General features: G+C 58.1%; 25 protein-coding genes. 13 read left to right on the forward strand and 12 right to left on the reverse strand.

The window, feature by feature from the left end; genetic code table 11:
* Nucleotides 1–70: 70 nt before the first annotated feature.
* Nucleotides 71–805, forward strand: coding sequence for a phenylalanine 4-monooxygenase (locus FY528_RS08395; RefSeq protein WP_232066302.1), 735 nt, complete (start codon nucleotides 71–73; stop codon nucleotides 803–805).
* 67 nt (nucleotides 806–872) lie between these two features.
* Here FY528_RS08395 and FY528_RS08400 read toward each other — a convergent pair whose 3' ends face one another.
* The 6 genes from FY528_RS08400 to FY528_RS08425 all read right to left on the reverse strand — a co-directional run bounded on the left by FY528_RS08400 (nucleotide 873) and on the right by FY528_RS08425 (nucleotide 6,710).
* Nucleotides 873–1,343, reverse strand: coding sequence for an Mpo1 family 2-hydroxy fatty acid dioxygenase (locus tag FY528_RS08400; protein ID WP_149070553.1), 471 nt, complete (start codon nucleotides 1,341–1,343; stop codon nucleotides 873–875).
* A gap of 130 nt (nucleotides 1,344–1,473) precedes the next feature.
* Complete coding sequence (locus FY528_RS08405) at nucleotides 1,474–2,331, reverse strand: dienelactone hydrolase family protein (protein ID WP_149070554.1); 858 nt, start codon at nucleotides 2,329–2,331, stop codon at nucleotides 1,474–1,476.
* Nucleotides 2,332–2,402: 71 nt separating this feature from the next.
* The gene (locus FY528_RS08410; protein ID WP_149070555.1) at nucleotides 2,403–3,731 is read right to left on the reverse strand and encodes an ABC1 kinase family protein; all 1,329 of its coding nucleotides are present in this window, start codon (nucleotides 3,729–3,731) and stop codon (nucleotides 2,403–2,405) included.
* 139 nt (nucleotides 3,732–3,870) lie between these two features.
* On the reverse strand, nucleotides 3,871–4,539 hold the full coding sequence (locus FY528_RS08415) for a TetR/AcrR family transcriptional regulator (RefSeq protein ID WP_149070556.1): 669 nt from the start codon (nucleotides 4,537–4,539) through the stop codon (nucleotides 3,871–3,873).
* Between the two features lie 35 nt (nucleotides 4,540–4,574).
* The gene (locus FY528_RS08420) at nucleotides 4,575–5,882 is read right to left on the reverse strand and encodes a cryptochrome/photolyase family protein (RefSeq protein WP_149070557.1); all 1,308 of its coding nucleotides are present in this window, start codon (nucleotides 5,880–5,882) and stop codon (nucleotides 4,575–4,577) included.
* Nucleotides 5,883–5,996: 114 nt separating this feature from the next.
* Nucleotides 5,997–6,710, reverse strand: a complete 714-nt coding sequence (locus tag FY528_RS08425; protein ID WP_149070558.1) for an SDR family NAD(P)-dependent oxidoreductase — start codon at nucleotides 6,708–6,710, stop codon at nucleotides 5,997–5,999.
* A 202-nt stretch (nucleotides 6,711–6,912) separates the two neighbouring features.
* Between FY528_RS08425 and FY528_RS08430 the strand changes: the two genes are divergently transcribed.
* The 3 genes from FY528_RS08430 to FY528_RS08440 all read left to right on the forward strand — a co-directional run bounded on the left by FY528_RS08430 (nucleotide 6,913) and on the right by FY528_RS08440 (nucleotide 12,921).
* Nucleotides 6,913–10,359, forward strand: coding sequence for a pyruvate carboxylase (locus FY528_RS08430; protein WP_149070559.1), 3,447 nt, complete (start codon nucleotides 6,913–6,915; stop codon nucleotides 10,357–10,359).
* Nucleotides 10,360–10,404: 45 nt separating this feature from the next.
* On the forward strand, nucleotides 10,405–11,178 hold the full coding sequence (locus FY528_RS08435; RefSeq protein ID WP_149070560.1) for a hypothetical protein: 774 nt from the start codon (nucleotides 10,405–10,407) through the stop codon (nucleotides 11,176–11,178).
* A 405-nt stretch (nucleotides 11,179–11,583) separates the two neighbouring features.
* Nucleotides 11,584–12,921 (forward strand): M20/M25/M40 family metallo-hydrolase, encoded by a 1,338-nt coding sequence (locus FY528_RS08440; RefSeq protein ID WP_149070561.1) that lies wholly within the window; start codon nucleotides 11,584–11,586, stop codon nucleotides 12,919–12,921.
* Nucleotides 12,922–12,990: 69 nt separating this feature from the next.
* Here the strand turns inward: FY528_RS08440 and FY528_RS08445 are convergent, their stop codons facing one another.
* The 3 genes from FY528_RS08445 to FY528_RS08455 form a co-directional block, all read right to left on the reverse strand.
* Nucleotides 12,991–13,242, reverse strand: a complete 252-nt coding sequence (locus tag FY528_RS08445; RefSeq protein WP_149070562.1) for a hypothetical protein — start codon at nucleotides 13,240–13,242, stop codon at nucleotides 12,991–12,993.
* Between the two features lie 246 nt (nucleotides 13,243–13,488).
* The gene (locus tag FY528_RS08450; RefSeq protein WP_149070563.1) at nucleotides 13,489–14,304 is read right to left on the reverse strand and encodes a transporter; all 816 of its coding nucleotides are present in this window, start codon (nucleotides 14,302–14,304) and stop codon (nucleotides 13,489–13,491) included.
* A 225-nt stretch (nucleotides 14,305–14,529) separates the two neighbouring features.
* A complete protein-coding gene (locus FY528_RS08455; RefSeq protein WP_149070564.1) occupies nucleotides 14,530–14,868 on the reverse strand; it encodes a tetratricopeptide repeat protein in 339 nt (112 codons plus the stop codon).
* A 77-nt stretch (nucleotides 14,869–14,945) separates the two neighbouring features.
* Between FY528_RS08455 and FY528_RS08460 the strand changes: the two genes are divergently transcribed.
* From FY528_RS08460 to FY528_RS08475, 4 genes are all read left to right on the forward strand, one after another.
* Nucleotides 14,946–15,686 (forward strand): electron transfer flavoprotein subunit beta/FixA family protein, encoded by a 741-nt coding sequence (locus FY528_RS08460; RefSeq protein ID WP_149070565.1) that lies wholly within the window; start codon nucleotides 14,946–14,948, stop codon nucleotides 15,684–15,686.
* A 104-nt stretch (nucleotides 15,687–15,790) separates the two neighbouring features.
* Nucleotides 15,791–16,768: an electron transfer flavoprotein subunit alpha/FixB family protein gene (locus FY528_RS08465; RefSeq protein WP_149070566.1), complete on the forward strand. Its 978-nt coding sequence runs from the start codon at nucleotides 15,791–15,793 to the stop codon at nucleotides 16,766–16,768.
* Nucleotides 16,769–16,930: 162 nt separating this feature from the next.
* On the forward strand, nucleotides 16,931–17,557 hold the full coding sequence (locus FY528_RS08470; RefSeq protein ID WP_149070567.1) for a bifunctional nuclease family protein: 627 nt from the start codon (nucleotides 16,931–16,933) through the stop codon (nucleotides 17,555–17,557).
* A gap of 129 nt (nucleotides 17,558–17,686) precedes the next feature.
* Complete coding sequence (locus FY528_RS08475) at nucleotides 17,687–18,232, forward strand: YfiT family bacillithiol transferase (protein ID WP_149070568.1); 546 nt, start codon at nucleotides 17,687–17,689, stop codon at nucleotides 18,230–18,232.
* Between the two features lie 90 nt (nucleotides 18,233–18,322).
* On the opposite strand, the gene FY528_RS08480 is transcribed toward FY528_RS08475, so the two are convergent.
* A complete protein-coding gene (locus FY528_RS08480; protein WP_149070569.1) occupies nucleotides 18,323–19,132 on the reverse strand; it encodes an ABC transporter ATP-binding protein in 810 nt (269 codons plus the stop codon).
* A gap of 9 nt (nucleotides 19,133–19,141) precedes the next feature.
* Nucleotides 19,142–19,873 carry an MlaE family ABC transporter permease gene (locus FY528_RS08485; RefSeq protein ID WP_149070570.1) on the reverse strand — a complete coding sequence of 244 codons (732 nt, stop codon included), beginning with the start codon at nucleotides 19,871–19,873 and terminating at the stop codon, nucleotides 19,142–19,144.
* Between the two features lie 117 nt (nucleotides 19,874–19,990).
* On the opposite strand from FY528_RS08485, the gene FY528_RS08490 reads away from it, so the two are divergent.
* A complete protein-coding gene (locus tag FY528_RS08490) occupies nucleotides 19,991–20,704 on the forward strand; it encodes an SDR family oxidoreductase (protein WP_149070571.1) in 714 nt (237 codons plus the stop codon).
* 14 nt (nucleotides 20,705–20,718) lie between these two features.
* On the opposite strand, the gene FY528_RS08495 is transcribed toward FY528_RS08490, so the two are convergent.
* A complete protein-coding gene (locus FY528_RS08495) occupies nucleotides 20,719–21,498 on the reverse strand; it encodes a GIN domain-containing protein (protein WP_149070572.1) in 780 nt (259 codons plus the stop codon).
* A gap of 17 nt (nucleotides 21,499–21,515) precedes the next feature.
* Between FY528_RS08495 and FY528_RS08500 the strand changes: the two genes are divergently transcribed.
* The 4 genes from FY528_RS08500 (at nucleotide 21,516) to gldG (ending at nucleotide 25,898) form a co-directional block, all read left to right on the forward strand.
* On the forward strand, nucleotides 21,516–22,214 hold the full coding sequence (locus FY528_RS08500) for an SDR family oxidoreductase (protein ID WP_149070573.1): 699 nt from the start codon (nucleotides 21,516–21,518) through the stop codon (nucleotides 22,212–22,214).
* A 164-nt stretch (nucleotides 22,215–22,378) separates the two neighbouring features.
* Entirely contained in the window at nucleotides 22,379–23,305 is a 927-nt protein-coding gene (gldA, locus tag FY528_RS08505) for a gliding motility-associated ABC transporter ATP-binding subunit GldA (protein WP_149070574.1), read from the forward strand.
* 112 nt (nucleotides 23,306–23,417) lie between these two features.
* On the forward strand, nucleotides 23,418–24,143 hold the full coding sequence (gene gldF, locus FY528_RS08510) for a gliding motility-associated ABC transporter permease subunit GldF (protein ID WP_149070575.1): 726 nt from the start codon (nucleotides 23,418–23,420) through the stop codon (nucleotides 24,141–24,143).
* Between the two features lie 45 nt (nucleotides 24,144–24,188).
* Nucleotides 24,189–25,898, forward strand: a complete 1,710-nt coding sequence (gene gldG / locus FY528_RS08515) for a gliding motility-associated ABC transporter substrate-binding protein GldG (RefSeq protein WP_149070576.1) — start codon at nucleotides 24,189–24,191, stop codon at nucleotides 25,896–25,898.
* Nucleotides 25,899–26,269 lie beyond the last annotated feature (371 nt).

Genomic DNA, 26,269 nt, shown 5'->3' on the forward strand with positions numbered 1-26,269 from the left:
TCTTCTACTCTGAAATCCACTTAAGAGCCCGCCTCCCGCAAGGAGCCGGGCTTTTTTAATGCCACGTGTTATGCTTGAGCAGCGTTACGACCAGTACACCACGCAAGATCAGCTGGTATGGAAAGTGTTGTTTGACCGTCAGACCGCATTGTTGCACAAGCGGGCCTGCTCGGCGTTTGGCCAGGGTTTGGCAGGCGTAGGCTTTCACCGAAATGCTATTCCAAGGTTCGAGGAAGTAAGCCAGCGGCTGTACAAAGCCACTGGCTGGCAGCTGGAGCCGGCAAAGGGCATGCTCAACGATGCGGACTTTTTTGGGTTGCTGGCCCAGCGTAAGTTTCCGGCCACCGTCTGGATCCGCAGCATGCAGCAGTTCGACTTCATTGAGGAGCCCGATCTGTTCCACGGCGTGTTCGGGCACGTGCCCCTGCTTATGGATCAGGCCTTTGCCGATTTCCTGCACTTCCTGGGCCAGGTGGCTGCCCAGCACCTGAACGATGCCGTGGCCCTGGCGCGCCTGGAGCGGCTCTATGGCTTCACGGTGCAGTTTGGGCTGGTGGAGGAATACGGCCAGACCCGTATGTACGGGGCGGGTCTGCTGTCTTCCTCGGGCGAAATTCACCATTGCCTCGGCGACGTAACGCGCCGCTTCCCCTTCGATCTGGCCACCGTGCTGCACACGCCCTACAGCGAAGCGCACCTCCAAGACCAGTACTTCGTGCTCAATAGCTGGGACCAACTCACCGAAAGCGTAGCCGAATTGGCTGCCTTGCTCTCGAGTGGCTGGGAACTGCAGCCGGTGGAGTAGTAGGCTGGGAAAGTTGAAAGATTAGCTGCCTGGCAGAAGCTACTAATTTGGTTATGGGCTGTTCTGGCTAATACGACCAGCCCAGGCGGCGGTACACGAAATGTAGTAGCCACAGCGGACCGATAAGCAGAAACTGCAGGTCTTTCAGAAAGCTGGGTTTCTTACCTTCCACCTTGTGCCCCCAAAATTGGCCTACCCAGGCCAACACGAAGATAAGCAGGCACACGGCCCAAAGGGGGAGAGGTACACCGGCTTCTACCACTCGCAGGATTAGCGCCATAACCACCCACACCAGCACCATGCCTACTGCCAGAGGCACCGATAGGCGCAGGTAGTAACCCACAGCCAGCACCATTACTACCGTAGCCCAGTTCAGCCAGGGGCTAATGGCGCGCACCCCCTCCGGCACTGGCACCGACCACAGCAGGCCAAGAATGGAAAACATAATGAGTGGAACGCACACCCAGTGCACCAGCTTGTTGGTGGGGTTTTGGTGACTTTCGCCGTATTCGGCAAGAAGGGCAGGTAAGGCAGACATAAGCAGAGCGTAGGAGTGGGAGAGAAGAAAGCTACGGGGTTTGCTGGCTGTATCCAAATGATAAAGCCCACAAAAAAGCCCTTCCTGCTTAAGGGAGGGCTTTTTTGTGGGCGCAGAAGCGAATGGGGCTTTACCCTTTCAGCTTTAAGGCCTTGCGCAGGTAGGCCAGGGAAAGCGCATGGGCATCTTCCGCAAACTGACGGTTGTACTTCGGGTTCGATGGATTGGCAAACGCGTGCTCGGCATCGTAAAACTTCACCGTAAGCTTCTTCTTGGCAGCGGCCATATCCTTGGTGAATTGGGCAACCACCTCTGGCGTAATGGATTTATCCTGCTGGGCAAAAATGCCGAGTACGTCGGTGTTGAGGGTCTTCAGGCGGGCAACGTCTTTCTCCGGCATGCCATAATACATAATGGTACCCACAGCTTTGGGCCCGGCCAACAGCGCCGTCTGCAGACTCCAGCCGCCACCAAAGCACCAACCCAAAGTGGCAATCTGCGCATTGTTGCCTACATGCAGCATAGCCCCCTTAATAATTGCTTCGGCACGCTCAGTAGTTACGCCCTGCATGAGCTTGGCTGCTTCTTCGGCGGAAGTGGCCACCTGCCCATCGTATAAGTCCAGGGCAATAACGTTCACGCCTTTCAACTCATTGGCGTAGCGGAACGACTCCTTTTTGATGTAATCGTTCAGGCCCCACCACTCGTGCAGCACAAACAGGTACTTGTCGGAGCGTACGTTGCTCTTGATTTCAAAACCACGGGCGCTTTTGCCATCGGCCGTACTGAATTCAATCATCTCACCCGGCCCTTCATACTGGTAGGGGGTGGGGTCTTCGTGGCCCCGTACAAATTCTTCGTTGGTAGCCAGCATTGCAAATACTTCCGTAGCCTTGCCCGGCTTGGCACAGCAACTGGCCGGGCTCTGGGCACGGGCCAGGGAGAAAGTGGCAAACAGCGCCACGCACAGGATAACAAGCTTTTTCATGACGGTAGGGAGGGTTATAGAGCGTTGAGGAGGCAAACAAACGAAAAAGCCGCGAATCAACCCTCCTCCGGCTAGAATGCGGCCTTGCTTGGCGCACCTGTCTGGATAGAAGCGCGCAGCTCCGTGAGCAGGGCATAGAGCCCCACGTAGGTACGGTTAAGGTAGATAAAATGCTCGGAGCCGCGGGGCTCACGCTGCTGGCGCAACTCGGGCTGCTGCATGAGGTCGTCGCCGAGGGCGTAGAGGCTTTGCATGTAGGCCGGGTCGCCAAAGTCGAAGGCGGGCTGGCGAAACGGGCGGCCCACGAGTGCCAGCGAGGCCTGCATGGTGCGCACGTAAAACTCCCGGCGGGCAGGGGCATCTTCGACGCGCAGCACGCCGGCTTCTTCCAACAACGCCGCCAGTTGGGTAGGGTTGGCCAGCGTTTGGGGCGTCAGCAGGGCGGTGAACAGGCGGTGCACTTCGGCTGGAATTTCCTTGACGCAGCCAAAATCCAGCACCCCCACCGTACCGCCGTTGGTAGCAGTGAGCAGGAAGTTGCCCGGGTGCGGGTCGGCGTGTACCTGACGCAGCTCATTGAGCTGGAACATGTAGAAGTCCCACAAGGCTTGCCCCAACTGGTTACGTACATCCTGGCTGGGATTGGTAGCCAGAAACTCCTTGAGGTGCTGACCCGGCAGCCAATCCATCGTCAGGATACGGGCCGCCGACAGCTCGGGGTAGTAGTGGGCAAACTGCAGGTGGGCGAGGCCGGCGCAGGCCTGGGCAATGTACTGGCCGCGCCGCAATTCCAGGGCGTAGTCGGTTTCTTCGAGCAGGCGGGTTTCGACCTCCTGCATATACGGCCGCACGGTGGCTTCGTCGAGGCCCAGCACGCGCAAAGCAATAGGCTTTACCAGCCGGATATCGGAGCGGATGCTGTCGGCTACGCCGGGGTACTGCACTTTCACGGCTAGCTCGCGGCCGTCTTTACGGGCGAAATGCACCTGCCCGATGCTGGCGGCTTGCCGGGCTTCAATGTCGAACTCGTCGAATACCTCAAACGGCGACTTGCCAAACGCCTCCCGGAAGGTTTTCACTACCAGCGGCCCGGAAAGGGGCGGGGTTTGGTATTGGGCTTGGGCAAACTGGTCGGCGTAAGCAGTGGGCAGCAGGTTCTTTTCCATGGCCAGCATCTGGGCCACTTTCAGTACGGAGCCCTTCATTTCGCTGAGCGTGCCGTAGAGCTCGGCCGCGTTGGCGGCGTGCAGGTCGGCGGTAGGACTCTCGGCTCCTACGGCCCGCTTGGCGTAATGCTTCACGTAGTTGGCACCTACGTTGAGGCCGGTTTTGGCGAAGCGCGCCGCCCGGGCCACTTTGGTGGTGGGCAGAGAAGTAAGTGGCTTGGGGGTATCGTCCATGGGAATAGCTAAGAAATCGAAAACGGTCATGCTGAGCGGAGCCGAAGCATTCCTACCGCACTGTTGATTTACTACAACAACGAAGCGGTAGAGATGCTTCGGCTCCGCTCAGCATGACCGTTTAAAGAAATTAAGAACCTTACCGACGCACCAGGAACCGCACGAAGTCGGCGGCCGAATCCAGGGTGTTGCGGCCTACTAGGTCGAAGCTCAGCGTCACGGCTTTTTCGATGGCTGCATCGGTGCGCTCAAAGTTCACGGTGTCGTCTTTGGCAAAGAAGCCGAGCACAAACAACTGCTGCTGCCAGAAGAAGCGCGGGTAACTTTGCTGCACTAGTTGGCGGTTGGCTACTTCTTCATTGCGGCGGCCTTCGCGCAGCAGATCCTCTACAAAGGCCTCAAAATCCTGTCGGAAATCGTCCAGCACGCGGGGCGTGATGCCGGGCATTTTGGAGAGGGAGCGGCGCAGGCTTTGCAGAGCATAGCTGCGGTTGCGCTTGAGAATCTCAATCAGAGTATAGTAGAAAGCCAGGAGCTTTTCGCGGGCCCCGTACTGTTCCCACACGGGCTCGTGGGCAGCCGTGGCGCGGGCCTCGCGGCCGAAGTCAGCCCAGATTTCCCGGTCGATGGCGTCGAAGTTGGCGTAGCTGGCGTAGAATTCCTGCTCGGGCAGGCCTAGTTTCTGCGTCAGTTTAAACACGGAAAGCGGCGGCTGGCCTTTGCGCAGCACGTAGTCGAGGTAAGCCTGCTTGATGCGGGCTTTGGGCAAAGCGGCCGTTGCGGCGGCCGGAGTGGGTTGCTGTTCCATAGGTTGATAACCACGGCAAGGGCCGTAAAGTTGTGCTATTGATGCCCGTCGCGGGAGGCGCGAAAAGCCGCCAGGGCCCGGTCGCGGGTGCTGGGGTGCTCTACAATGGGCCTGGGGTAGCGCGAGGTGCCAAACTCAGGTACCCACTGCTGCACGTAGGCATGCTGCTTATCGAACTTGGTTAGCTGCGAATCAGGGCTGAAGATGCGAAACCAAGGCTGCGAGTCGGCGCCGGTGCCGGCCACCCACTGCCAGTTGCCCACGTTGGACGCCATTTCGTAGTCGAGCAGCTTGGCGGCGAAGTAGGCCTCGCCCCATTTCCAATCGATGAGCAGGTTTTTGACCAGAAAGCTAGCCGTGGCCATGCGCACGCGGTTGTGCATAAAGCCGGTGGCATTCAGCTGGCGCATGCCCGCATCGATGAGCGGGTAGCCGGTGCGCCCTTCGCACCATGCCTGAAACTCGGCTTCGTTGTTGCGCCACTGAATGTTACGCAGCTTGGGGTCGTAGCTTTCGTGGGCGGTGTAGGGGAAGTGCCAGAGCAGCTGCATGAAGAAGTCGCGCCAGATCAACTCACTCAGCCAGATTTCGGCCTTGGCTTCAAGTGCCCGCTGTACCAGCTGGCGGATGCTGATGGTGCCGAAGCGCAGGTGCAAACCCAGGCGGCTGGTGGAGTCGCGGGCGGGCAGGTCGCGGGTATCGGCGTACTGCTCCAGGGTGCGGAAGGCCAGCTGCCGGCCCGGAATGGGCTCCTTACTTTGCTCAAAGCCCATGTCGGCCAGAGTAGGTCGGGAGCCGGCTGGTACGCAGGCGAGCTTGCGCAGGTAATCGGCGGAAGGGTGGGGGCGGTAGTCGGCTTCAGTGAGGCGGGCCAGCCACGCGCGCTTATAAGGACCGTAAATCTTGTAGGGTTGGCCGGTTTTGGTCTGCACCTCATCTTTCTCGAAGATTACCTGGTCCTTATAGGTGTGCAGCGGCACATTGTGTTGGGCCAGCAGCTTGGTCACGGCCTGGTCGCGGGTAGCGGCGTAGGGCTCGTAGTCGTGGTTGGTATACACGGCGGCTACGTCCAGCTCCCTGAGCAACTCAGTAAACACCTCTTCCGGCCTACCATATCGCACCAGCAGCGTGCCGCTAGCGGCCTGCGCTTCTTCGGTAAGCCGTTGTACCTCATCGTATATGAACCCAACGCGGGCATCCTGACGGTTTTCCAGTTTCTCCAGGATTTCGGGGTCGAAGATGAACAGCGGCACTACCGGCTGCCCGCCCTGCAGCGCAGCTGCCAGGCCGGCGTTATCCTCAAAGCGAAGGTCGCGCCGGTGCCAGAACAGGAATACTTTCATATGATGGAAAAGTGAGATAGTAAGAACTGAGAAGTGAGACGATGTTCAATTCCTCTTTGTCGAGGTTAACCATTGTCTCGCTTCTCAGTTCTCATCCTCTCAGGTCTAAAAAAGCTACTTCAACCGGCCCATACCACCGTCCACCGGCAGTACCTGGCCGGTGATGAAGGAGCCGTGGTCAGAGAGCAGGAAGGAGGCCATGTAGGCCAGGTCTTCGGGCTCCCCAATGCGCTGCAGGGGGTGGCGCTTGGCGCTGGCTTCGGCTTTTTCGGGCGTGTTGAGCAGGGCAGCGGCTAGGGGAGTATTGGTGAGCGACGGGGCCACGGCATTCACCCGCACGCCGCTGGCGGCATACTCGGCGGCCAGAGCACGGGTGAGGCCCTCCACGGCGGCTTTGGAAGTAGCAATGCTGGCGTGGAAAGCCATGCCTGTATCGGCGGCTACCGTGCTAAACAGCACCACCGACGCGCCGCCCGCCTTCTTCAGCCGCTTCATGCTGGCCTGCAGCACTTGCACGGCGCCCAACACGTTCAGCTCAAAATCACCGCGGAAATCATCCAGCGGAATCCGCTCGAAGGGCCGGAGCTTGATGTTGCCGGGGCAGTACACCACGCCGTGCAGGGCCTCAGGCAAGGCATCGAGGGCCGAACCCAGGGGCTGGGTCACGTCGAGAGAAAAGAAGGTAGTATTAAGCTCGGCCAGCTCGGCCGACTGGTGGCGGGAGGCGGTGTACAGGCTGGCACCCAGGCCGTGCAGCAGCCGGGCCGTAGCCAACCCGATGCCTGAGGAAGCGCCCACGATGAGAATGTTCTTGTCAGTGAATTGCATGGTAGAAATTGTAGGAAGCAGGAAAGCGTGTTTTGCTAACCTGAACAGGTACGTTTGGTTTCGCAGATTTTACTTATTCAAGATCAAACAGGAAGCAGTTGATTGCGAAATTCTGCTCTTTAGCAAAAATTCGCTGCTGCTTACCGCTTCATTCAGTAGCTTGCAGTCCGCTTTCACCCTTACCTAAACACCGCTTTCCAAGATGAATATCCGCAAACTGCTGGTCGCCAATCGGGGCGAAATTGCCATTCGGGTCCTACGTGCAGCAACGGAGCTTGGCATTCCTACGGTCGCCATCTACACCTACGAGGACCGGTACTCCCTGCACCGCTACAAAGCCGATGAGGCGTACCAAGTCGGGCGCGATGATGAGCCGTTGAAACCGTATCTGGACATCGAGGGTCTTATCCGCACGGCCAAGGAAAATGGTGTTAATGCCATTCACCCGGGCTACGGCTTTCTAAGCGAAAATGCCACTTTGGCCCGGCGCTGCCGCGAGGAAGGAATCATCTTTATCGGGCCCCGCCCCGAAGTAATGGAAGCCCTCGGCGACAAAGTAGCCGCCAAGCGCGTGGCCGTTGAGTGCCAGGTGCCTATTATCGAAAGCAGCCAGCAGGACCTCACCAGCTTCGACGTGGCCCTGGAAGAGGCGCACCGCATTGGCTACCCCGTGATGCTGAAGGCTGCTTCCGGCGGCGGCGGCCGGGGGATGCGTGTCATCCGCGACGACGACCAGCTGGAAAAAGGGTTTTTTGAGGCCCGCAACGAGGCCCTCAAAGCCTTCGGCGACGATACGGTGTTCCTTGAAAAGTTTGTGGAACAGCCCAAGCACATTGAGGTGCAGCTGGTAGCCGACAACTACGGCGGGCTGATGCACCTCTACGAGCGCGACTGCTCGGTGCAGCGGCGGTACCAGAAGGTGGTAGAGGTAGCGCCTTCCCTGAACCTGCCCGACCACATGCGTCACCTGCTGTATGAGTACGCGCTGCGCCTGGGCCGGGCCGTGAACTACAACAACGTGGGCACGGTGGAATTCCTGGTAAACCCCGAGCAGGACCGGATTTACTTTATCGAGGTGAACCCGCGCATTCAGGTGGAGCACACCGTCACGGAGATGATTACGGGCGTCGACCTGATCAAAACCCAGCTCTACATTGCGGCCGGCTACCGACTTTCGGACCCCGAAATTGGCCTGGGAACGGATGCCAAGCCCCTGAAAACGGGCTACGCCATCCAGTGCCGCATCACTACTGAGGACCCTGAGCAGGATTTCAAGCCCGACTACGGCACCATTACCGCTTACCGCTCGGCCGGGGGCTTCGGCATCCGCCTCGATCAGGGTTCCGTGTACACCGGCGTGAAGGTGTCACCCTTCTTCGATTCGCTGCTGGTGAAGGTGTCAGCCCACGCGCCCACGCTGGCCAGCGCGGCCCAGAAAATGGCGCGTACCCTGGATGAGTTCCGGGTACGCGGGGTGAGTACCAACATCCAGTTTCTGCAAAATATCATTGCCCACCCGGTGTTCATGGCCGGCGAGGCCAACGTGGACTTCATCAAAGACCACCAGGAGCTGTTCAAGTTCAAGACCCGGCAGGACCGCGCTACCAAGGTGCTGAGCTTTCTCGGCAACGTGATTGTGAACGGCAACCCCGATGTGAAGGGCCTGGTGGACCCCAAACGGGAGCTACGCAAGCCGCACCTGCCCGAGTGTGGCCCGGGCCCCGCGCAGCCGGGCACTAAAGACAAGCTCACGGAGCTGGGCCCTGAGAAATTTGCCCAGTGGCTGCGGGCCGAAAAGCAGATTCACTACACCGATACGACCCTGCGCGACGCCCACCAGAGCCTGCTGGCCACGCGCATGCGCACCTACGATATGCTGAAAGTGGCGGAGCGTTACGCCATTCAGCACCCCCAAACCTTCTCCCTGGAGTGCTGGGGCGGCGCTACTTTCGACGTAGCCCTGCGCTTTTTGCACGAGGACCCCTGGGAGCGGCTGGCCAAGCTGCGCAAAGCCGTGCCCAATATCCTGCTGCAGATGCTGATCCGTGGCGCCAACGGCGTAGGTTACAAGGCGTATCCGGACAACCTTACGGAGCGGTTTGTGCAGCAGGCCGCCGAAACCGGCATCGACGTCTTCCGCATCTTCGACTCCCTGAACTGGATGCCGGGCATGGAAGCCTGCATCGGGTTTGTGCGCAACAAAACCGACCGGTTGGCTGAGGCCAGCATCTGCTACACCGGCGACATTCTCGACCCGCGGCGCAACAAGAAGTACAACCTGGAATACTACCTGCGCCTGGCCCGGCAGATTGAGGACGCCGGCGCGCACATTCTGTGCATCAAGGACATGGCCGGTCTGCTGAAGCCGTATGCGGCTACCGAGCTGATTACAGCTCTGCGCGACACCGTACAGCTGCCTATTCACCTGCACACCCACGATACGTCCTCCCTGCAGCCGGCCACTTACTTAAAGGCCGTAGAAGCCGGGGTAGATGTAATCGATGTGGCTATGGGCTCCCTCTCGGGGCTGACCTCGCAACCCAACTTCAACTCCGTGGTGGAAATGCTGCGCGGGCAGGAGCGCCACCGGGAGTTCGACCAACAGTCGCTCAACGAATTCTCCAACTACTGGGAAACTGTGCGCGAGTACTATTACCCGTTTGAGTCGGGTCTGAAGGCCGGCACCTCGGAGGTATTCCAGCACGAAATTCCGGGCGGGCAGTACTCCAACCTTCGACCCCAGGCTTCGGCCCTAGGCTTGCTGGATAAGTTTGAAACGGTGAAAACCACCTTTGCCGACGTAAACCAGCTTTTCGGCGACATCGTGAAGGTAACGCCCTCGTCGAAAGTAGTGGGGGATATGGCCCTGTTCCTGGTGTCGAACAACCTCACTACCCAGGATGTACTGGAGAAAGGCGCTACGCTCAACTTCCCGGAGTCGGTGCGGGAGCTGTTCCGCGGCGACATTGGCCAACCCGAAGGCGGGTGGCCACGGGATGTGCAGCAGGTGATTCTCAAGGAGGAAACACCCTTTACCGACCGTCCCAATGAGCACCTGGCGCCCATCGACTTTGACGCTGAGTGGCAGCGTTTCGAGAAGAAGTTTGGGCAGCGCGGTAAGTTTACGGATGTATTGTCCTGGCTGCTGTACCCAAAGGTATTTGAGCAATACTGGGCCCACGTGCAGCAGTACGGTGAGGTGTCGGTCGTGCCTACACCGGTGTTTTACTATGGCCTGCAGCCCGGCGATGAAACCATTATCGACATTGCCCGGGGCAAAAGCATTATTGTGGGCCTGCAAAGCATTGGCCCGGTCAACGAAGACGGCTGCCGCACGATTTTCTTTACCCTCAACGGCCAGACCCGCAACCTCGAAATCCGGGATACCAGCGTAGAGGTAAAGCGCATTCAAAACCCGAAAGCCGACAAAGCCAATCCCCGCCAGGTGGGCGCTCCGCTGCAGGGCATGCTGTCGAGGGTGCTGGTGGAGAAAGGGCAGGCGGTGCGCAAAAACACCCCGCTCTTCATCATCGAGGCCATGAAGATGGAAACTACTATTACGGCCACCCAGGATAGCACCGTGCAAGCCGTGAACCTAACGGAAGGTGCGCTGGTTAACGCCGATGATCTGGTACTCACGCTTGCCTAAGCGCCGAAGTGCGTAAATTGGGCAACGCATTTACGCTTAGTCAGCATGAAGAAATCAAACGTATTTTTTGTTCGTTGTACACTGGCCGCCTTGGCGGCCCTGGCGTTGGCGCTGCCAGCAGCGGCTCAGCAAGCCACGGGCAGCGCCCTGGGCGACCAGGAAAACCTGCGGCTGCTGTCGGGGGGAGATGTCAATGCCGCCATTATTACCGTTGATAAACGGTACGAGGGCGTACGGGGCACGCCATTTTTACTGCCTGTATGGGCTTCCGGTAATCTGTTGCTTGCCTCGCAAAAGCAAGTAGCGGGTGTACCCCTCAAGTACGATGTCTATAACCAGCAGCTAATGGCCAAACGCCCGGCCGGCGACTCGCTGTGGGTGGAACTGCGCAACATTCGGGAATTCACGCTGACCGACCCGCGGGCGCTGCCCGGGCAGGCCAACCAGCGCCACTTCCGCCGCTTCAGCGGAGCACCGGGCCTGCCTCCCCGCACCGATTTTCTGGAAGTCCTGCACGATTCGGGCCCGTATCAACTACTTAAACGCCCGGGCAAGCAGCTGGTAAAAGCCAACTATCAGCAGGCGTACAGTGCCGATAAGCCCTATGATGAACTGGTAGACAATACGGACTATTACCTGCTAAGCCCGCAGGGTACGCTTTCCCCGGTTAAGCCCGCTGCAAAAGCTTTACTGTCAGCCGTGCCGGGCGAGTTTCAGGAACCGCTTCGAGCCAAGCTGAAGAAGGCACCATTACGCACTGAGTCGGACTTGTTTAACGCCGTCTCGGAGTTGAACCTACTGGCCAGTGCCAAAAAGTAAAGCCGTCCGTGCGGCCAGTTTACGCCCCGGCAACGTCTGTTGCCGGGGCGTTTTTTCGTTATGCCTGCCGTGCCTATCCCGGCTTTCAGCCTTGCTCGATTTTGTGTCGGTGGTCCTGGCTTCCTGCTCACTACGTGTGAGGTGGGCAGGGGCGAAGGCGGGCGGGCGTGCCCGACAACTAAAGCCTGGCCTACGTGTTGAAATAGCGTAACTTGCTCATGCGACAGCACTTTTCGGACGACGTGTCTTGATCAAGGCGGCATTCCGGCCGGCTGCAAGCAACAAACCTCGCCGAAAAGCGTCTGTAGGTTTCTTTTCCTCCCCAACTGATAGCGAAGCGGCACTGTTGTTGCTTCGTGCCAGCACTCGTTCTGCCCTCGCGCCTACGCACCACCCCCTCTCTCCATGAAATCGGTTTTTGTAACTGCCCTGTTTTTACACGCTGTGTTGCTGGGTTACGGGCAAAAAAAGGCCAGCCCGCCCGCTATATCAGAAGGCATTCCTGCGGCCACGGTTGAGCGGCTGGAACGCGCCCTGGCTGCCGATGAAATGCAGGGGCGCGGCGTGCAGGGCGGCGCGAACAAAGCTGCCCAGCTGCTGATAGCCGAGTTTGAGCGTATCGGGCTGCAGCCCTTGCCGGGGCAGGCTTCCTTCGAGCAGAAGTTTACTGCTTTTGAAACCCGGACCACGGCGTTGTTTGTGCAATTAAACAACCAACCGATTGCGCGGGACAAAACGCTGCTGATTTCGGGTGAGCCTCACTTGAACTGGGCCGACGACGACCAGAGTGCGCGGGTAATGGTGATTGGGGCGGAAGCCAACCTGATGAAGGTGATACGCCCCTTGCTGCAGCCCACCGAAAACGTCGTGGTTTTCATCGACCCGGCGCATGCCGCTGCTTTCCAGAAGGTGGCCGACTACGTGGCGCACAGCAACGTGCACGCCGAAAAACCCGGCCCGTATTCGGTGGTAATGGCGCTGGCATCTGTGGGCAACGGCGCCGTAAAATTCAGAGTAGCTGCGAATACATCCGTACGCCCAGTGGAGCTACGCAACATTGTTGGAACGCTACCGGGGCGCGAACCAGCCCGCGCAAACGAGCAAGTAATATTTTCGGCCCACTACGACCACCTGGGCTTGGTGACCAAAGTAGCCGGCGACTCTATTGCTAATGGAGCTGATGATGATGCCAGCGGCACCACGGCCGTGGTGGCATTGGCTGAGCACTTTAAAAAGCGCAACGATAATGCCCGCACCCTGATTTTCTCGGCCTTCACGGCGGAGGAAATCGGTGGGCTGGGCTCCCGTTACTTTGCCAGCAAGCTGAACCCGCAGCAGGTAGTTGCCATGTTCAACATTGAGATGATTGGCAAAGTGGCAAAATTCGGCCCGAACACCGCTTTCATCACCGGCTTCGATAAATCGGACTTCGGCTCCATTCTGCAGCGTAACCTGCAGGGCTCGGCATTTCGTTTCGAGCCTGACCCATACCCTGAGCAGAACCTGTTCTACCGCTCCGATAATGCCTCGCTGGCGCGACTAGGTGTACCAGCCCATAGCATCAGCACCGACCAGATTCCGACCGATAAGTTCTATCATACCGTAGACGACGAAGTAGAGACCCTCAATCTGACGAACATGACGGCGGTAATCAGCGCTATTGCCCGCAGTGCCAAGAGCATTATCAGTGGCCAGGATACACCTACTCGCCTCGTAGCGGAGCCCAGCCAAGCCGCGCGCTAACCGCTTGGTCTCGTTAGAAAACAAAAAGCCCCGGTATGTTAAGAATACCGGGGCTTTTGTTTTCTAACGTTAGGGACGGGTTTTTTCGGTTTTGGGTGGCAGTAGCACTACGGAGTCAGGTGTGGCGGGCACTTGGCTGGCTGGCGCTACTGGCTCTTCGTGCAAACGAGCCATGGCCCGTTCCGAGGGTGAATCGGGCTCTGGGTCGCCGAACCCGGTTATGGTTACGTGTGTAGCCGCTTGTAAACCCTGGGCGCGGGTAGAGAAGTGGCTGATAAGCAAAAGGGCCAGTAGCAGAAGGAAGCGGTAAAGTGTTTTCATAGACGTAGGGTGTAAAGGAAGAGTGCAACAAAATTATCTAATATCTATATATTCATCAATCACACAATGATGTGATGACTACGTAAGCACGAAGGTTCGTAGAGCCGGCGCGCTATTGCTCGGTGCAGGAGCTAGGCTGACTGGCAGCCGGAAAAGCCGAAAGCCGTGACAAGCTTCCTGGAGGTGCTTTGCTGTAAAAGCACCTCCAGGAAGCCTGTCACGGCTTTCGACTGCTGATGAAAAAATCTACTTGGGCAGGCGCATGCTTAAGCCAGTACCCACCAGCAGACCTGGGTTATTGAGCTGATGACCAGCCGTGACATCGAAGCGGATGCCCGGGCTTGGGCGCCAATACACGCCGGTGGTTACTCCCTTCCGCCAGGTAAAGCGGCCCAGCGCGTAAGCTTCGGTGAAAAAGCCAAAGTTGCCGCCCAAAGGGCCATTCAGGGCAACACTGGCCGTGTATTCTCCCACTTTGGTATCAGCTGCCCGAAAGCCGCGCTGCTTAAACCCAAAGTTACCTTCTAACCCGTACCGCTGCCCGAGTAGCTGCGATATCAGCAGTCGGGCGCTGGGCTCATACGTTTTGTTGAGGTAGGACGCGTCTCCGTTGGGTAGCGTCATCTCAGCCAGCACAACTACCTGGGAACGGGCGTTCTGAACGGTAGAAGCCAAAAACTTAGCCCCCACGGTGAGCGGAGCAAAGCCGCTAGGTGAACGGAGGCCGGATGTCTCGCCCGTTGCCGGTCGGGGCAATTGGTGCAAATAGCCCTGAGTAGCCCGTAGCTCGATATGATTAAAAAAGCCAATGCGGAGCGTGGCGGCAGAAAGGGTACGGTGGCGGCCCAGGGCCGCAGATTCCGGCAGTTGCTGAATGCCCGCGTCTACTTGCACCTGACCTGGGTACAGCATGTTGGTGGTGATGGTAACACCCGGTCGATCGGGGCGAATGTTACGCACGAATGGCGAATCGGTTAGTTCATTGCCCGAGCTTGTTTGGGCCAAGGAGTGGGAAGCAGCGCTTAGCAACGCGGCCATGCCCAGCAGAATGGTCTTTTGCATGTGGGCTGGACACCCCGCGCTACGTGATAGTTCAGCAAAGGGTTAGCAAAACTTTGGCTTTACGCCATTTTGTTCGAATAGTTACACGAATAAGTTATTTGTTCATACCTATACTGCTATGTGCGGCGGAGCTTAGGCCGTTCACTCAGCTAGTTTGATACGGTGATGAGTTGCCGCCCGCATTACGCAAGCAGCTTTCGCTTCGGTTTCCGTCAGGTTAGTGGGCTAGTCATCTTCGTAATCGAGGCCAAGTAGGCTGTTCAATACACCCTGAATTTCGCTGGCCGCGTGCAGTTGCCCCGCCCGGCGGGCTACGGTCAGGCCGGTGCGGTAAACCTGCTCCGCTTCGGCTGGCTGCCCGAGCTGTTCCAGGAGCTTGCCGGCGTGATAGTAAGTACCCACATACTCCGGGTGCTCGGTTAAAAGTTTATGATAAAATTCCCAGGCTTTGGGAGGGTCAGTGGACCGATATTCGGTTGCCAGCGCGTAAATGGTGAAGGCATCATTGGGGTCATCCTGGTAGAAGGCCAGAAGTTGCTGCAAGCGGGTCGGAGGGGTTTCCATAGGGCAGGAGTTTTCAGTATCTTTGCCCGCAAATTTGGGGCTTTCCCGTAGTATATCGTTCACTCAAGTCGTCATAGATGAAGTTTCTCGTTTGCATCAGCAACGTGCCCGACACGACCACTAAGATTACCTTCACGCCCGATAACAAGGAATTCAATAAGGCGGGGGTACAATTCGTTATCAACCCCTGGGATGAGTACGCACTCACCCGCGCCATTGAGCTGAAGGAAGCGCAGGGTGGGGGCACGGTAACGGTCCTGAACGTAGGGGAAGCCGACACGGAGCCCAACATCCGTAAGGCTCTGGCTATTGGCGCCGATGACGCCATTCGCGTTAATGCGCACCCCAAGGATGCCTTCTTCGTGGCGCAGCAGATTGCCAGCATAGCCAAAGACGGCGGCTACGATGTTATCCTGATGGGCAAAGAAAGCATCGATTATAACGGGTTCCAGGTGCACGGCATGGTAGGGGAACTGTTGGGCATTCCTACGGTAGCCCCCGCTATGAAGCTCGACATGAGCGGCAACACCGCTACGCTGGAGCGCGAAATTGAGGGCGGTAAAGAAATTGTGGAAGTAGCCACGCCCTTTGTGGCCTCGTGCCAGCAGCCCATGTGCGAGCCGCGCATTCCTAACATGCGGGGCATCATGACGGCCCGTACCAAGCCGCTGAAAGTAGTAGAGCCAACGGGAGATGCTCCCCGTACCCAGGTAACGGAATACCAGCTGCCGCCAAAAAAGCAGGGAGTGAAGCTGATTCCGGCCGAAAGTGCTGGTGACCTGATCAAGCTGCTGCGCAACGAGGCCAAGGTGATTTAATTGGTTTTTGGTAACTGACTTCGCGCTACCGGTTAATACTAGGAGCGGGAAGCTTGCTCTGAGCAATACCCAAAACCAAGAACCCAAAACAAAAAATCAAAGACATGTCAGTTCTAGTAGTCGTTGAATGTGATAAAGGCGAAGTGAAAAAGTCTTCGCTGGAAGTGGCTTCGTATGGTAGCCAGGTAGCGCAGCTATTGGGCACCACCGCTACGGCCGTAGCCGTAGGCGAAGCTTCGGAGGCCAGCCTGGCCCAGCTCGGCGAGCAAGGTATCAGCAAGGTGCTGTACGACGCCGAGCCCCGCCTGAAGGATTTCGTGAACGGTGCTTACACCAAGCTCATCGCTACGGCTGCTCAGAAAGAGGAGTCGACCGTTATTGTGCTGGCTAACTCCAACATCGGCGCCGCGGTAGGCTCGCGCCTGGCGGTGCGCCTGCAGGCCAGCCTGGCCACCAACGTGGTGGAGCTTCCCAAAAACGACGGTGGCCAGTTCACCGTGAAGCGCGGTGCTTTCTCGGGCAAAGCCTTTGCAGAAGTGGTGCTCGGCGGTGACCGGAAAATCATTGCCGTCAAGAAAAACTCGATTGAGGCCCAGCATGAAGCCGGCAAAACAGCCACGGTGGAGGCTTTCTCGGCTCAGCTTGCCGATACCGACTTTGCTGATGCGCCCAAGCAGGTGGTTATGCAGGACCAGGCCGGCGGCATTCTGCTGCCGGAGGCCGACCGCGTGGTATCGGGTGGCCGTGGCATGAAGGGCCCCGAAAACTGGAACCTCATTGAGGATCTGGCCAAGGCGCTGGGGGCGGCTACGGCCTGCTCCAAGCCCGTATCGGACGTAGACTGGCGCCCTCACCACGAGCACGTGGGTCAGACGGGCATCACCGTGTCGCCGAACCTGTACATTGCCTGCGGTATTTCCGGCGCTATCCAGCACCTGGCCGGGGTAAACTCCAGCAAGGTCATCGTGGTCATCAACAAAGATCCGGAGGCTCCGTTCTTCAAAGCAGCCGACTACGGCATTGTAGGCGACGTATTCGACGTACTGCCGAAGCTGACGCAAGCCGTAAAAGAGCTGAACTAAGCAAAAGGAAAAGCGTAGGGTCTTGGGAACAGGGTTTGGAAAAGCCGTGTCCCCAAGACCCTAACCGTTTTTTGCTCCGTACATCAGGTGTGCAAAGTCTTCGTTTCTTTGCGGCGGCAAGCCTTGAATTCGTAAGCCTCCAAGCTCCAAGTCCTTATTCCCTTGAAAAAAATCCAGCTCGAAATTCTGGGCCTTTCCTCCAGCCAGTCGCAATCTGGCTCGTTTGCCCTGATTCTGGGAGAGAAAACCGGTAACCGGCGCCTGCCCATCATCATTGGCATGTTTGAGGCCCAGAGCATCGCCATCCAGATTGAGAAAATCAACCCTAACCGGCCCCTTACCCACGACCTATTCAAGTCGTTTGCCGAGCAGGTACACGTCGCCATCCTGGAAGTCATGATTTCCGATCTGAAGGAAGGCGTATTCTACTCTAAAATCGTGTGCTCGGACGGCGCAACCACGTTTGAGCTGGATGCCCGTCCTTCCGACGCTATTGCCATTGGCCTGCGGTTTGGCGTGCCCATCTACACAGTCGAAAGCGTGCTGAGCGAGGCCGGTATCATCTTGTCGGATCTGGATGAAAATGCCGAGGATACGGACGATGAAGACGAGGACGAGGACGATGAAGACACCGGCGGGCCGGCTCGTCCGGAGCCCACTGCGCCCCGGGAGCCCAGCGGGCAGGTGCCCTTAGAAGAGCTCACCAAAATGCTTTCCCAGGCTCTGGAGCGTGAAGACTACGAAAAGGCCGCTAAAATCAGAGACGAGCTCAACAAGCGAAATCCATAAGTACCCAGAAAACGGTTTCTTCCTGCGAAGAAACCGTTTTCTACTTTTACCCGGGTAAAGCTGAACGGTAAATGCCAGCCGTTTAGGCTTTGCTTGCTCTCCCAACCTCCCCTTCACATTCCGCCCTTTATGCTTACCATACCCGAAGCCGATTTGCGTTATCCCATTGGGCACGCTGAAATCTCCCCGGAACCACTCACGGAAGGGCGCCGCCTGGCCCTGCTGGCCCAGATTGCCGTACTGCCCGACCAAGTGCGCGCGGCCGTAGCGGGCCTGCAGGCTGAACACCTAGACACGCCTTACCGCCCCGGGGGCTGGACGGTACGCCAGGTACTACACCATCTGCCCGATTCGCATATGAATGCCTACACCCGGATGCGGCTGGCGCTTACCGAAGAATTGCCCACCGTCCGGCCCTACGACGAGGCGGCCTGGGCCGAACTGCCCGATGTAGCAGCAACACCCGTGGCGGTATCTTTGGCTTTGTTGGAGGCGCTTCACATTCGGTGGGTGAACCTGATGCGGCAGCTTTCCCATGAGCAGTGGTCCCGTCGGTTTTATCACCCCGGATCCAAGCAGGAGATTTCCCTGGATCAGGCATTGGCAACTTATGCCTGGCATGGGCGGCACCACCTGGCCCACATCACCAGCCTGCGGCAGCGGCAGAACTGGTAGTAGGAGGATGGGCTAATGAATAAGGTGCTGAGGTGCTAATAGGAAAAGGTTATTAGCACCTCAGCACCTTATTCATTAGCCTATTACTTATCATACCTCCGATAACGGCTCACTAGCCAAGGCTTCTAATCCTCCCTCGGTGGCATCATCTACTTTCTTGGCGGCCCGCACCAAGCTGCTGCTGAAGATGAACTCCCGCAGCTCAGGAACCTTAGCCCCCAAGATCTCATCTTTGGTGCCATCCCAAAGCTTGAGGCCCTTGTGCATAAAGATGATATGGTCGCCAATTTCTACCACCGAGTTCATGTCGTGGGTAATGACGACGGTGGTGATGTTGTATTCGTGAGTGATTTCGTAAATCAGCTCGTCAATCTTGATGCTGGTGGCCGGGTCCAGGCCGGAGTTGGGCTCGTCGCAGAACAGGTAAGTACAGTTGGGCGCAATGGCGCGGGCAATGCCCACACGCTTTTTCATGCCCCCGGATATTTCGGAAGGCATTTTGCTGCCGGCGTTTTCGAGGCCTACGCGCTTCAGGCAAAACTCCACCCGGTCGCGCCGTTCTTCCCGGCTCATGCTAGGCGTGAGCATCTTCAGGGGGAATTCCGTGTTTTCGAACACCGTCATGGAGTCAAACAAGGCCGAGCCCTGAAAGAGCATCCCGATCTTGCGGCGGATTTCCTGCCGGATCTGAACCTTGTTGTTGGTGAAGGTGGTGCCATCAAAGGTGATGCTGCCAATATCGGGCTTCATCAATCCCACAATACACTGCAGCAACACGCTTTTGCCAGTACCCGAGCCGCCCAACACCAAGTTACACTGGCCACTGGCAAAAGTGCACGTGATGCCCTTGAGCACCTGGTTGCCGTCAAAAGCTTTCTGAATGTTATGAACCTCAATCATTACGCTTAATTAGAGCAGGACAGCAGCCAGCACGTAGTCGGCCAGCAGGATGGCAATGATGGAGTTGGTAACAGCCCCCGTGCTGGCAGCCCCAACTTCCAAGGCACCGCCTTTGGTAAAGTAGCCCTTATACGCCGAAATAGCGGATACCAGAAACGCGAATACCACCGATTTGATCAGGGCGAAGGCAATGTTGTAGGGAATAAAGTCGGTGCGGATGCCTTCTACGTACTCCGGGGCCGACATGGCGCCGGAAAGTGTACCGGCCAAATAGCCGCCCAGGATAGACAAGCCCATAGCCAGAATAACCAGCAGCGGAAACATTAGCAGGGCGGCAATAATCTTGGGCAGCACCAGGTAGGAAGCCGAGTTAATGCCCATTACCTCCAGGGCATCCACTTGCTCCGTGATGCGCATGGTGCCCAGCCCGCCCGCAATGCTGGAGCCTACTTTGCCGGCCAGCACGATGCTGGTGATGGTGGGCGCCAGCTCCAGAATGGTCATTTCCCGTACCATGTAGCCAATGGTGCTTTTCGGAATAAGCGGGTTGGTCAGGTTATAGGCAATCTGCACGCAGGTAACAGCCCCGATAAACGCCGACACAATCATCACGATGAAGATGGAGTCGATACCGATGAGGATGGCCTCATCGAGGGTGCGCTGCCACAGCACTTTCAGGCGCTCGGTGCGCGTGAGCATGCTTTGCAGGAAGAGAATGAATTCGCCAAAGGTTTTGACCATACAGAGCGAAAGTGTAGCAGAAATACGAAAACTTGCGGAGCCCGCCCGGGCGCAACCCCAACAGGAGTAAGGCGGTTTGGGCAGGCATACGTAAAACCAGATTCAACAAGCAAAGGAATGCAAAAATTAATCGTGGTGACCGGTGGCACCAAAGGAATTGGCCGCGCCGTAGTGGAGCGTTTTCTGCAAGCCGGGATGCGGGTCGTCACCTGTGCCCGGTCGGCTACCGACCTGCTGGCCCTCAGCAGTGAGCTGGGGCAGCGCTACCCCGAAACGCCGGTGTATACTCTGGCCGCCGACCTGAGCCAGGCCGACGATGCCCGGCGCTTCGTGGAGTTTGTGCGTGAGCTGGAAGGGGAGGTAGAGGTGTTGGTAAACAATACGGGTGGTTTCGAGCCCGGCCGCCTGCAGGACGAGCCCGCCGACGGCTCCCAGCTCCGCCGCATGATTGACGTAAACCTATACAGCGCCTACGACGTGACGCAGGGGTTGCTCCCGGAGATGATAGCGCGGCGCCACGGCCATATTTTTATGCTTTGCTCTACGGCCAGCATCACGGCCTACACCAATGGCGGCTCCTACTGCGTGGCGAAGTTTGCGCTCTACGGCATGACGAAGGTGCTACGTGCTGAGCTGCAGGAGCACAACATCCGGGTAACGGCCATATTGCCCGGGGCCACCCTCACGGCCAGCTGGGAAGGCGCCGACCTGCCCGCTGAGCGGTTTATGCGCCCCCAGGACGTAGCCGAGTCGATATTTGCTGCTTATTCCCTTTCGCCCCAGGCGGTAGTCGAAGAGCTGCTGATGCGCCCGCAGCTAGGCGACATTTAAGAAGCGTCAGGTTTCTACTCGGGTATAGCCTTTCCTTTACCCGTAACGGAAATGTCAACGGCGGCGGGCTGACCGGCATAAAATAGCGTGCCCGCGCCCGCGTGCCGGCCACCAATCAGGCGCGACGCCCGCACATGGGCGTCGCCGCCGCTGTCGTGGTTGGTTTGAAAATAGCAGTCGGTAGTAGTTAGCTCCTGCGCGAAAAGCCGGCCCAGGCCGCCCAAGGTGAAATGCAGCTCATCGGTGCGCCCGCGCAGGCGGATGTCGCCCAGCTCGTACTGGCTGAGCGCCAGATAGCGGCAGTCTACTTCTAGGTCCACGTCGCCGGCGCCTATCAGGTGGCAAAACAGGGCATCGGTGCGCAGCGGGCTTGCCGTGCGGATGCTGTTTTCCCCGCGCTGGTAAATATTAACCACGGAAGGCAGGTGCAGCCGTACTTCCCGGGGCACGTCGTAGCGGCGCACCCAGTTGCAGCGGCTGGTATTCTCAATCACCAGGGCGCTGTCTTGTACGCGCAGTTCCAGGTCTTCCTGCAGGTTGCGGCCCGTGCGCACTTCGGCGAAAAAGCGGGTGTCGGGGACAATGATTACGTCCACGTTGTCATACACCGTGAAGGTGTGGAACGCCGGTAGCTCCCGGTGCGTAGTTTCTACGGGGCCAGTGCTTTTCAGGCAGTCCAGCTCGTGGTCGGGGCCGCAGGTAGTGAGGGTGCCCGCCGCGACCAGCAGGAGCCACCACCGCCAAAGCAGTTGTAAGGCTCTATCTTGCGGCCCCAAATGAACATCAAACGCCATCCAAACAAGCTATTTCTATGGACCTGAACGGCAAGGTAGCCATTGTTACGGGCGTCAGCAAAGGCATTGGGCAGGCCACGGCCGAGTTGCTGCTGGCCCGCGGAGCCATTGTGGTAGGCTGGAGCCGTAGCGCCCCCAAGAGTCTGCAGCACGAGCGGTTCCATTTTATTAGCTGTGATGTGCGCCGGGAGGAATCAGTAGCCCTGGCGGCCGCAGCTACCAAGCTGGCCGTGGGGGAGGACTGCCACGTGCTGATAAACAATGCCGGTTTAGGCGTCATGGGAGCCACGGATGGGTTTTCCTCCGAAGACTGGCTGGCTATGTTCGATACCAACGTGCACGGCACCTTCTACTGCACCAAAGCCGTACTGCCCGCCATGAAGCGCCAGCAGCTGGGGCACATCATCAACGTAGCCTCGTTGGCCGGCACGGTGGGCAGCGAAAATATGGCCGGTTACTGCGCTTCCAAGTTTGCGGTGCGTGGCTTTTCGGAGGCTTTGTTCAAGGAGGTACGCCAGTTCGGTATCAAAGTCACCTGCCTGAATCCTGGCTCCGTGGAAACCAGCTTCGGCGGCAAGACGGTGGAAGGACCGGGCTTCAACCCTTATAAGGTGCAGGCCGAGGACGTAGCCGGGGCCATTGTGCATACGCTGGAGACGCCGTTGCGCGTTCTGGTCTCAGAAATAGACCTGCGCCCCCTACAGCCAGGGAAATAAGGATGACAGCACAGGCGGGCTTTTCGTTTACCGATTAAGCGCGTGGAATATCCTAGCAGGATTTGATAACTGATATGGGTCCTCTTTTCCAGACTTTTAAAGAAGCAGCGGAATCCAGCTGGACAAAGCTGCCCCGAACAGACTCCGAGCTGCTCTGAACAGACATGGTAGAAATACAACAGCTGACCAAGCTTTTTGGTACGCAGGCCGCCGTCGATAATATCAGCTTTACGGCGGGTAAAGGCGAAATTCTGGGCTTTCTGGGGCCAAACGGGGCCGGCAAAAGCACCACCATGAAAATTGCCACCGGCTACCTGCCACCCAGCAGCGGCTCGGTGCGCGTAGCCGGGTTCGACGTGGTAGAAAGCCCGCTGGAAGTGCGGCGGCGCGTGGGCTACCTGCCCGAGCACAACCCGCTATATCTGGACATGTACGTGCACGAGTACCTGGAATTTATTGGCCGGGTGCATGGGCTTTCGGGGAAAAGCCTGCGGGAGCGGGTAAAAGAACTGATTAGTCGAGTAGGCCTCACGCGCGAGCAGAACAAGCAGATTGGGGCCCTTTCCAAAGGGTATCGGCAGCGGGTCGGCTTGGCGCAGTCCTTGGTGCACGACCCGCAGGTCCTGATTCTGGATGAACCCACTACGGGCCTTGACCCCAATCAGATTGGGGAAATCCGCCAGCTGATTCGGGAGCTGGGTCAGGACAAGACGGTCATCTTCAGCACCCATATTCTGCCCGAAGTGCAGGCCCTCTGCGACCGGGTAGTTATCATCAGCCGGGGTCAGTTGGTGGCCGACTCGCCCGTGCGCGAGCTGGGCGCTTTGGCTCAGGGGGAAACCATTATTCGGGCCGAGTTTGAAGGACCGATTGATGCGGCCAAGCTGCAATTACTGTCGGGAGTGAAATCCGTAGAGCCAGGCCCGGGCAACACCTGGCGCATCCGCGTGGCGGGCACAGCCGACCAGCGGGGCGCTATTTCCCGCCTGGCCGCCGAGCAAGGCTGGATTCTCCTGGGTCTGCGGCAGGAAGAACAGTCATTGGAACAAGTTTTCCAGCAACTAACAACACAAACGACCGTGTCATCCTGAACGGAGCGAAGAACCTTATCAAGCTAGCAGCAATGCGTGCAGTATGATAAGGTTCTTCGCTCCGCTCAGGATGACAAGTGGCCTTTTTTCTCTCATCAGCACATCAACTTCGATGTTCGCCATTCTTCGCAAAGAATTTAACGCCTTCCTCAATTCCCCCGTGGCCTACGTAGTGATTGGGGTGTTTCTGGTGGCTACGGGCCTGTTCGTTTGGGTGTTCCCCGACTCCTCTGTCCTCGACTATGGCTTTGCCGACCTGCAGACGCTGTTCAACCTGGCTCCGTGGATTTTCCTGTTCCTGATTCCGGCCATCTGCATGCGCACGTTTGCCGAGGAAAAGAAGGCCGGCACCATTGAGTTGCTGCTCACCCGGCCGCTCACCGATGGGCAGCTGGTAGGAGGGAAGTACTTGGCTTGCCTGCTGCTGGCGCTGCTGGCGCTGGTGCCTACGCTGCTGTACTACTACTCGGTCTACCAGCTCGGCAACCCCGTCGGCAACATTGACTCCGCCGCCTTTGCTGGTTCCTTTTTGGGGCTGGCACTGCTGGCGGCCGTTTTCGCGGCCATTGGGGTGCTGGCTTCGGCCCTCACCCGGGACCAGATTATTGCCTTTTTGGTGGCCGTGGTAGGATGCTTCCTGGTGTATTCGGGGTTCGATTCATTGGCTTCGCTGTTTGATGGAGCCCCGGCTTACTACATCGGGCAGTTTGGCATTGCGGCCCACTACCGCGACATGAGCAAGGGCTTGGTGGACTCCCGCGACCTGCTGTATTTCTTTTCCATCGTTGCCCTGATGCTGGCTGCCACGCGCCTCGTGCTCCGCAGCCGCACCTGGTAGTCTTAATTCTTCTGTCAACTGGCTACCGTCAACTGACAACCCCGCATGGAACAACCCGCTCCGATTACGCCTACTCCTCGCAAACAGCGCGACCTTTTGCGCTTCGGCTTGTTTGCCCTAGCACTGCTCGTCCTCAACTTTCTGGCTCAGCAATTTTTCTTCCGCCTCGATCTGACGGAGGACAAGCGCTACAGCATGTCGGCGGCGACCAAGCAGCTGCTGGGCCAGATGCCCGAGCCTGTGACGGTGACCGTGTACCTAGCCGGTGACTTTCCGCCTGCCTTCCGCCGGCTGGCCCAAGCTACCCGCGAAACCCTGGACGAAATGCAGCTGCAGTCGGGCTCCAAGCTGCGCTACGTGTTTGTGGACCCCTCAGCCGCGTCCTCCGAGGAAGCGCGCAACAAGGAGTTTCAGCGCCTGATGCAGAAAGGTCTGCAGCCCACCAACTTGGGGGCCAATGAAAACGGAAAGCGGGTAGAGAAGATTATCTTCCCCTGGGCTACCGTCACGGTAGGCAGCCGTGAGCAGAACGTGCTGCTGCTACGCGGCAACCAAGCGGCCGCCCCCGATGTGCGCCTGAACCAGAGCATTGAAGGGTTGGAGTACGAGCTGGCCAGCGCCATTAGGCGGTTGCAGCCCAACAAGCGCCGCATCATCGGCATAGTAGAAGGCCACGGGGAACTGGATAACCTGCAGATGGCCGACCTGATTGGCTCCTTGCAGCGCGACTATAACGTGTACCGGGTGGACCTGAGCAAGGTGCCCAGCCTAAAGCCTCTGGCGGCCGTTATTGTGGCCAAGCCCCAGCGGCCGTACACGGAGGCGGAGAAGTTCAAACTCGATGAGTACATCACCCAAGGTGGTAGGGCCATGTTTTTCGTGGATCAGATGCGGGTGAACCTCGACAGTGCCAACCGGGGCGGTATGCTGTCTTTCCCCCAGGAGCTCAACCTCACGGACCTGCTCTTCAAGTACGGCGTGCGGCTGAACGGGGACCTGGTGCTTGACCTGAACTCCGGCCTTATCCCGCTGGTGACGGGCATGACGGGCAACAAGCCCCAGGTAGAGCCCATGCCCTGGCAGTTTTACCCCATCGTCAACGCCTTTAGCCCGCACCCCATCACCCGCAACCTCGACGCGGTGTACCTTAAGTTTGCGGGTACCATTGATACCGTAAAAGCCCGCGGGATTCGTAAGACGCCGCTGTTTTTCACTTCGCGCTACTCCCGGGTGCTGCCGGCGCCGGTGCCCATCAACCTCAACGACGCCCGCCTGCCCCCCGACCCGAAATTGTACACGGCGGGGGCGAAGCCAATGGGCTACCTGCTGGAAGGGCAGTTCAGCTCGCTATACGCCAACCGCGCCAAGCCCGGCACCGCACAGTTTCAGCCCCCGCAGTCAGGGCAGGCAAAGCCGGGCAAGGTGCTGGTCGTATCCGATGGGGACTTTGTGCGCAATGAAGTGGATATGAAGACCAACCGCCCCCTGCGCCTAGGCTACGACCGGCTCGCCACCACCGAGTTTGCCAACCGGGAACTGGTGCAAAATGCGGCCGATTTTCTATTGGATGAAACGGGCCTTATAGGAGTACGTAGCAAGGAAATAACCCTGCGGCCCCTGGATAAGGTAAAAGTAAACGAGGAAAAACGCCGCTGGCAGTTACTGAATCTTGGCATTCCGCTGCTCATGCTGGCGTTGTTCGGGCTTGTGCGAGCTTGGCTGCGCAAACGGCGTTACGCGTCGTTTACGGAATGAAAATACTTAAAAGTTGACATTTTTATATGAATAGTAAAGGTGGTACAATAGTAGGTGATTTCCGTAGTGCTTCTAATCGCCGATTATGTTCGTCGATGACGAGTTAGAATGCGGACCCAGTGCATAGAAGTGAGCGACTGAAGGAACAGATTTTGCGTACGAGCACAGCATAGTGCTGCCGCAGCGAACAGTTCACTGCTTCCACGATGCTCGTGCGGCCACTGCCTTTGGGGCTCGGCAGATAGGCAGCGGGTGGTAAAACATTTCAATACGCTTCCCACTCGTCGGTGTAGTACCAGGTGCCGGTGCGATAATCAGTTGGCAAGCCCAGCCATAGGCGGCTGGCCGTGGCTGTGCCCCGCGTGCCTAGC

It is taken from the genome of Hymenobacter lutimineralis (assembly GCF_008271285.1).
Taxonomy (GTDB): Bacteria; Bacteroidota; Bacteroidia; order Cytophagales; family Hymenobacteraceae; genus Hymenobacter; species Hymenobacter lutimineralis.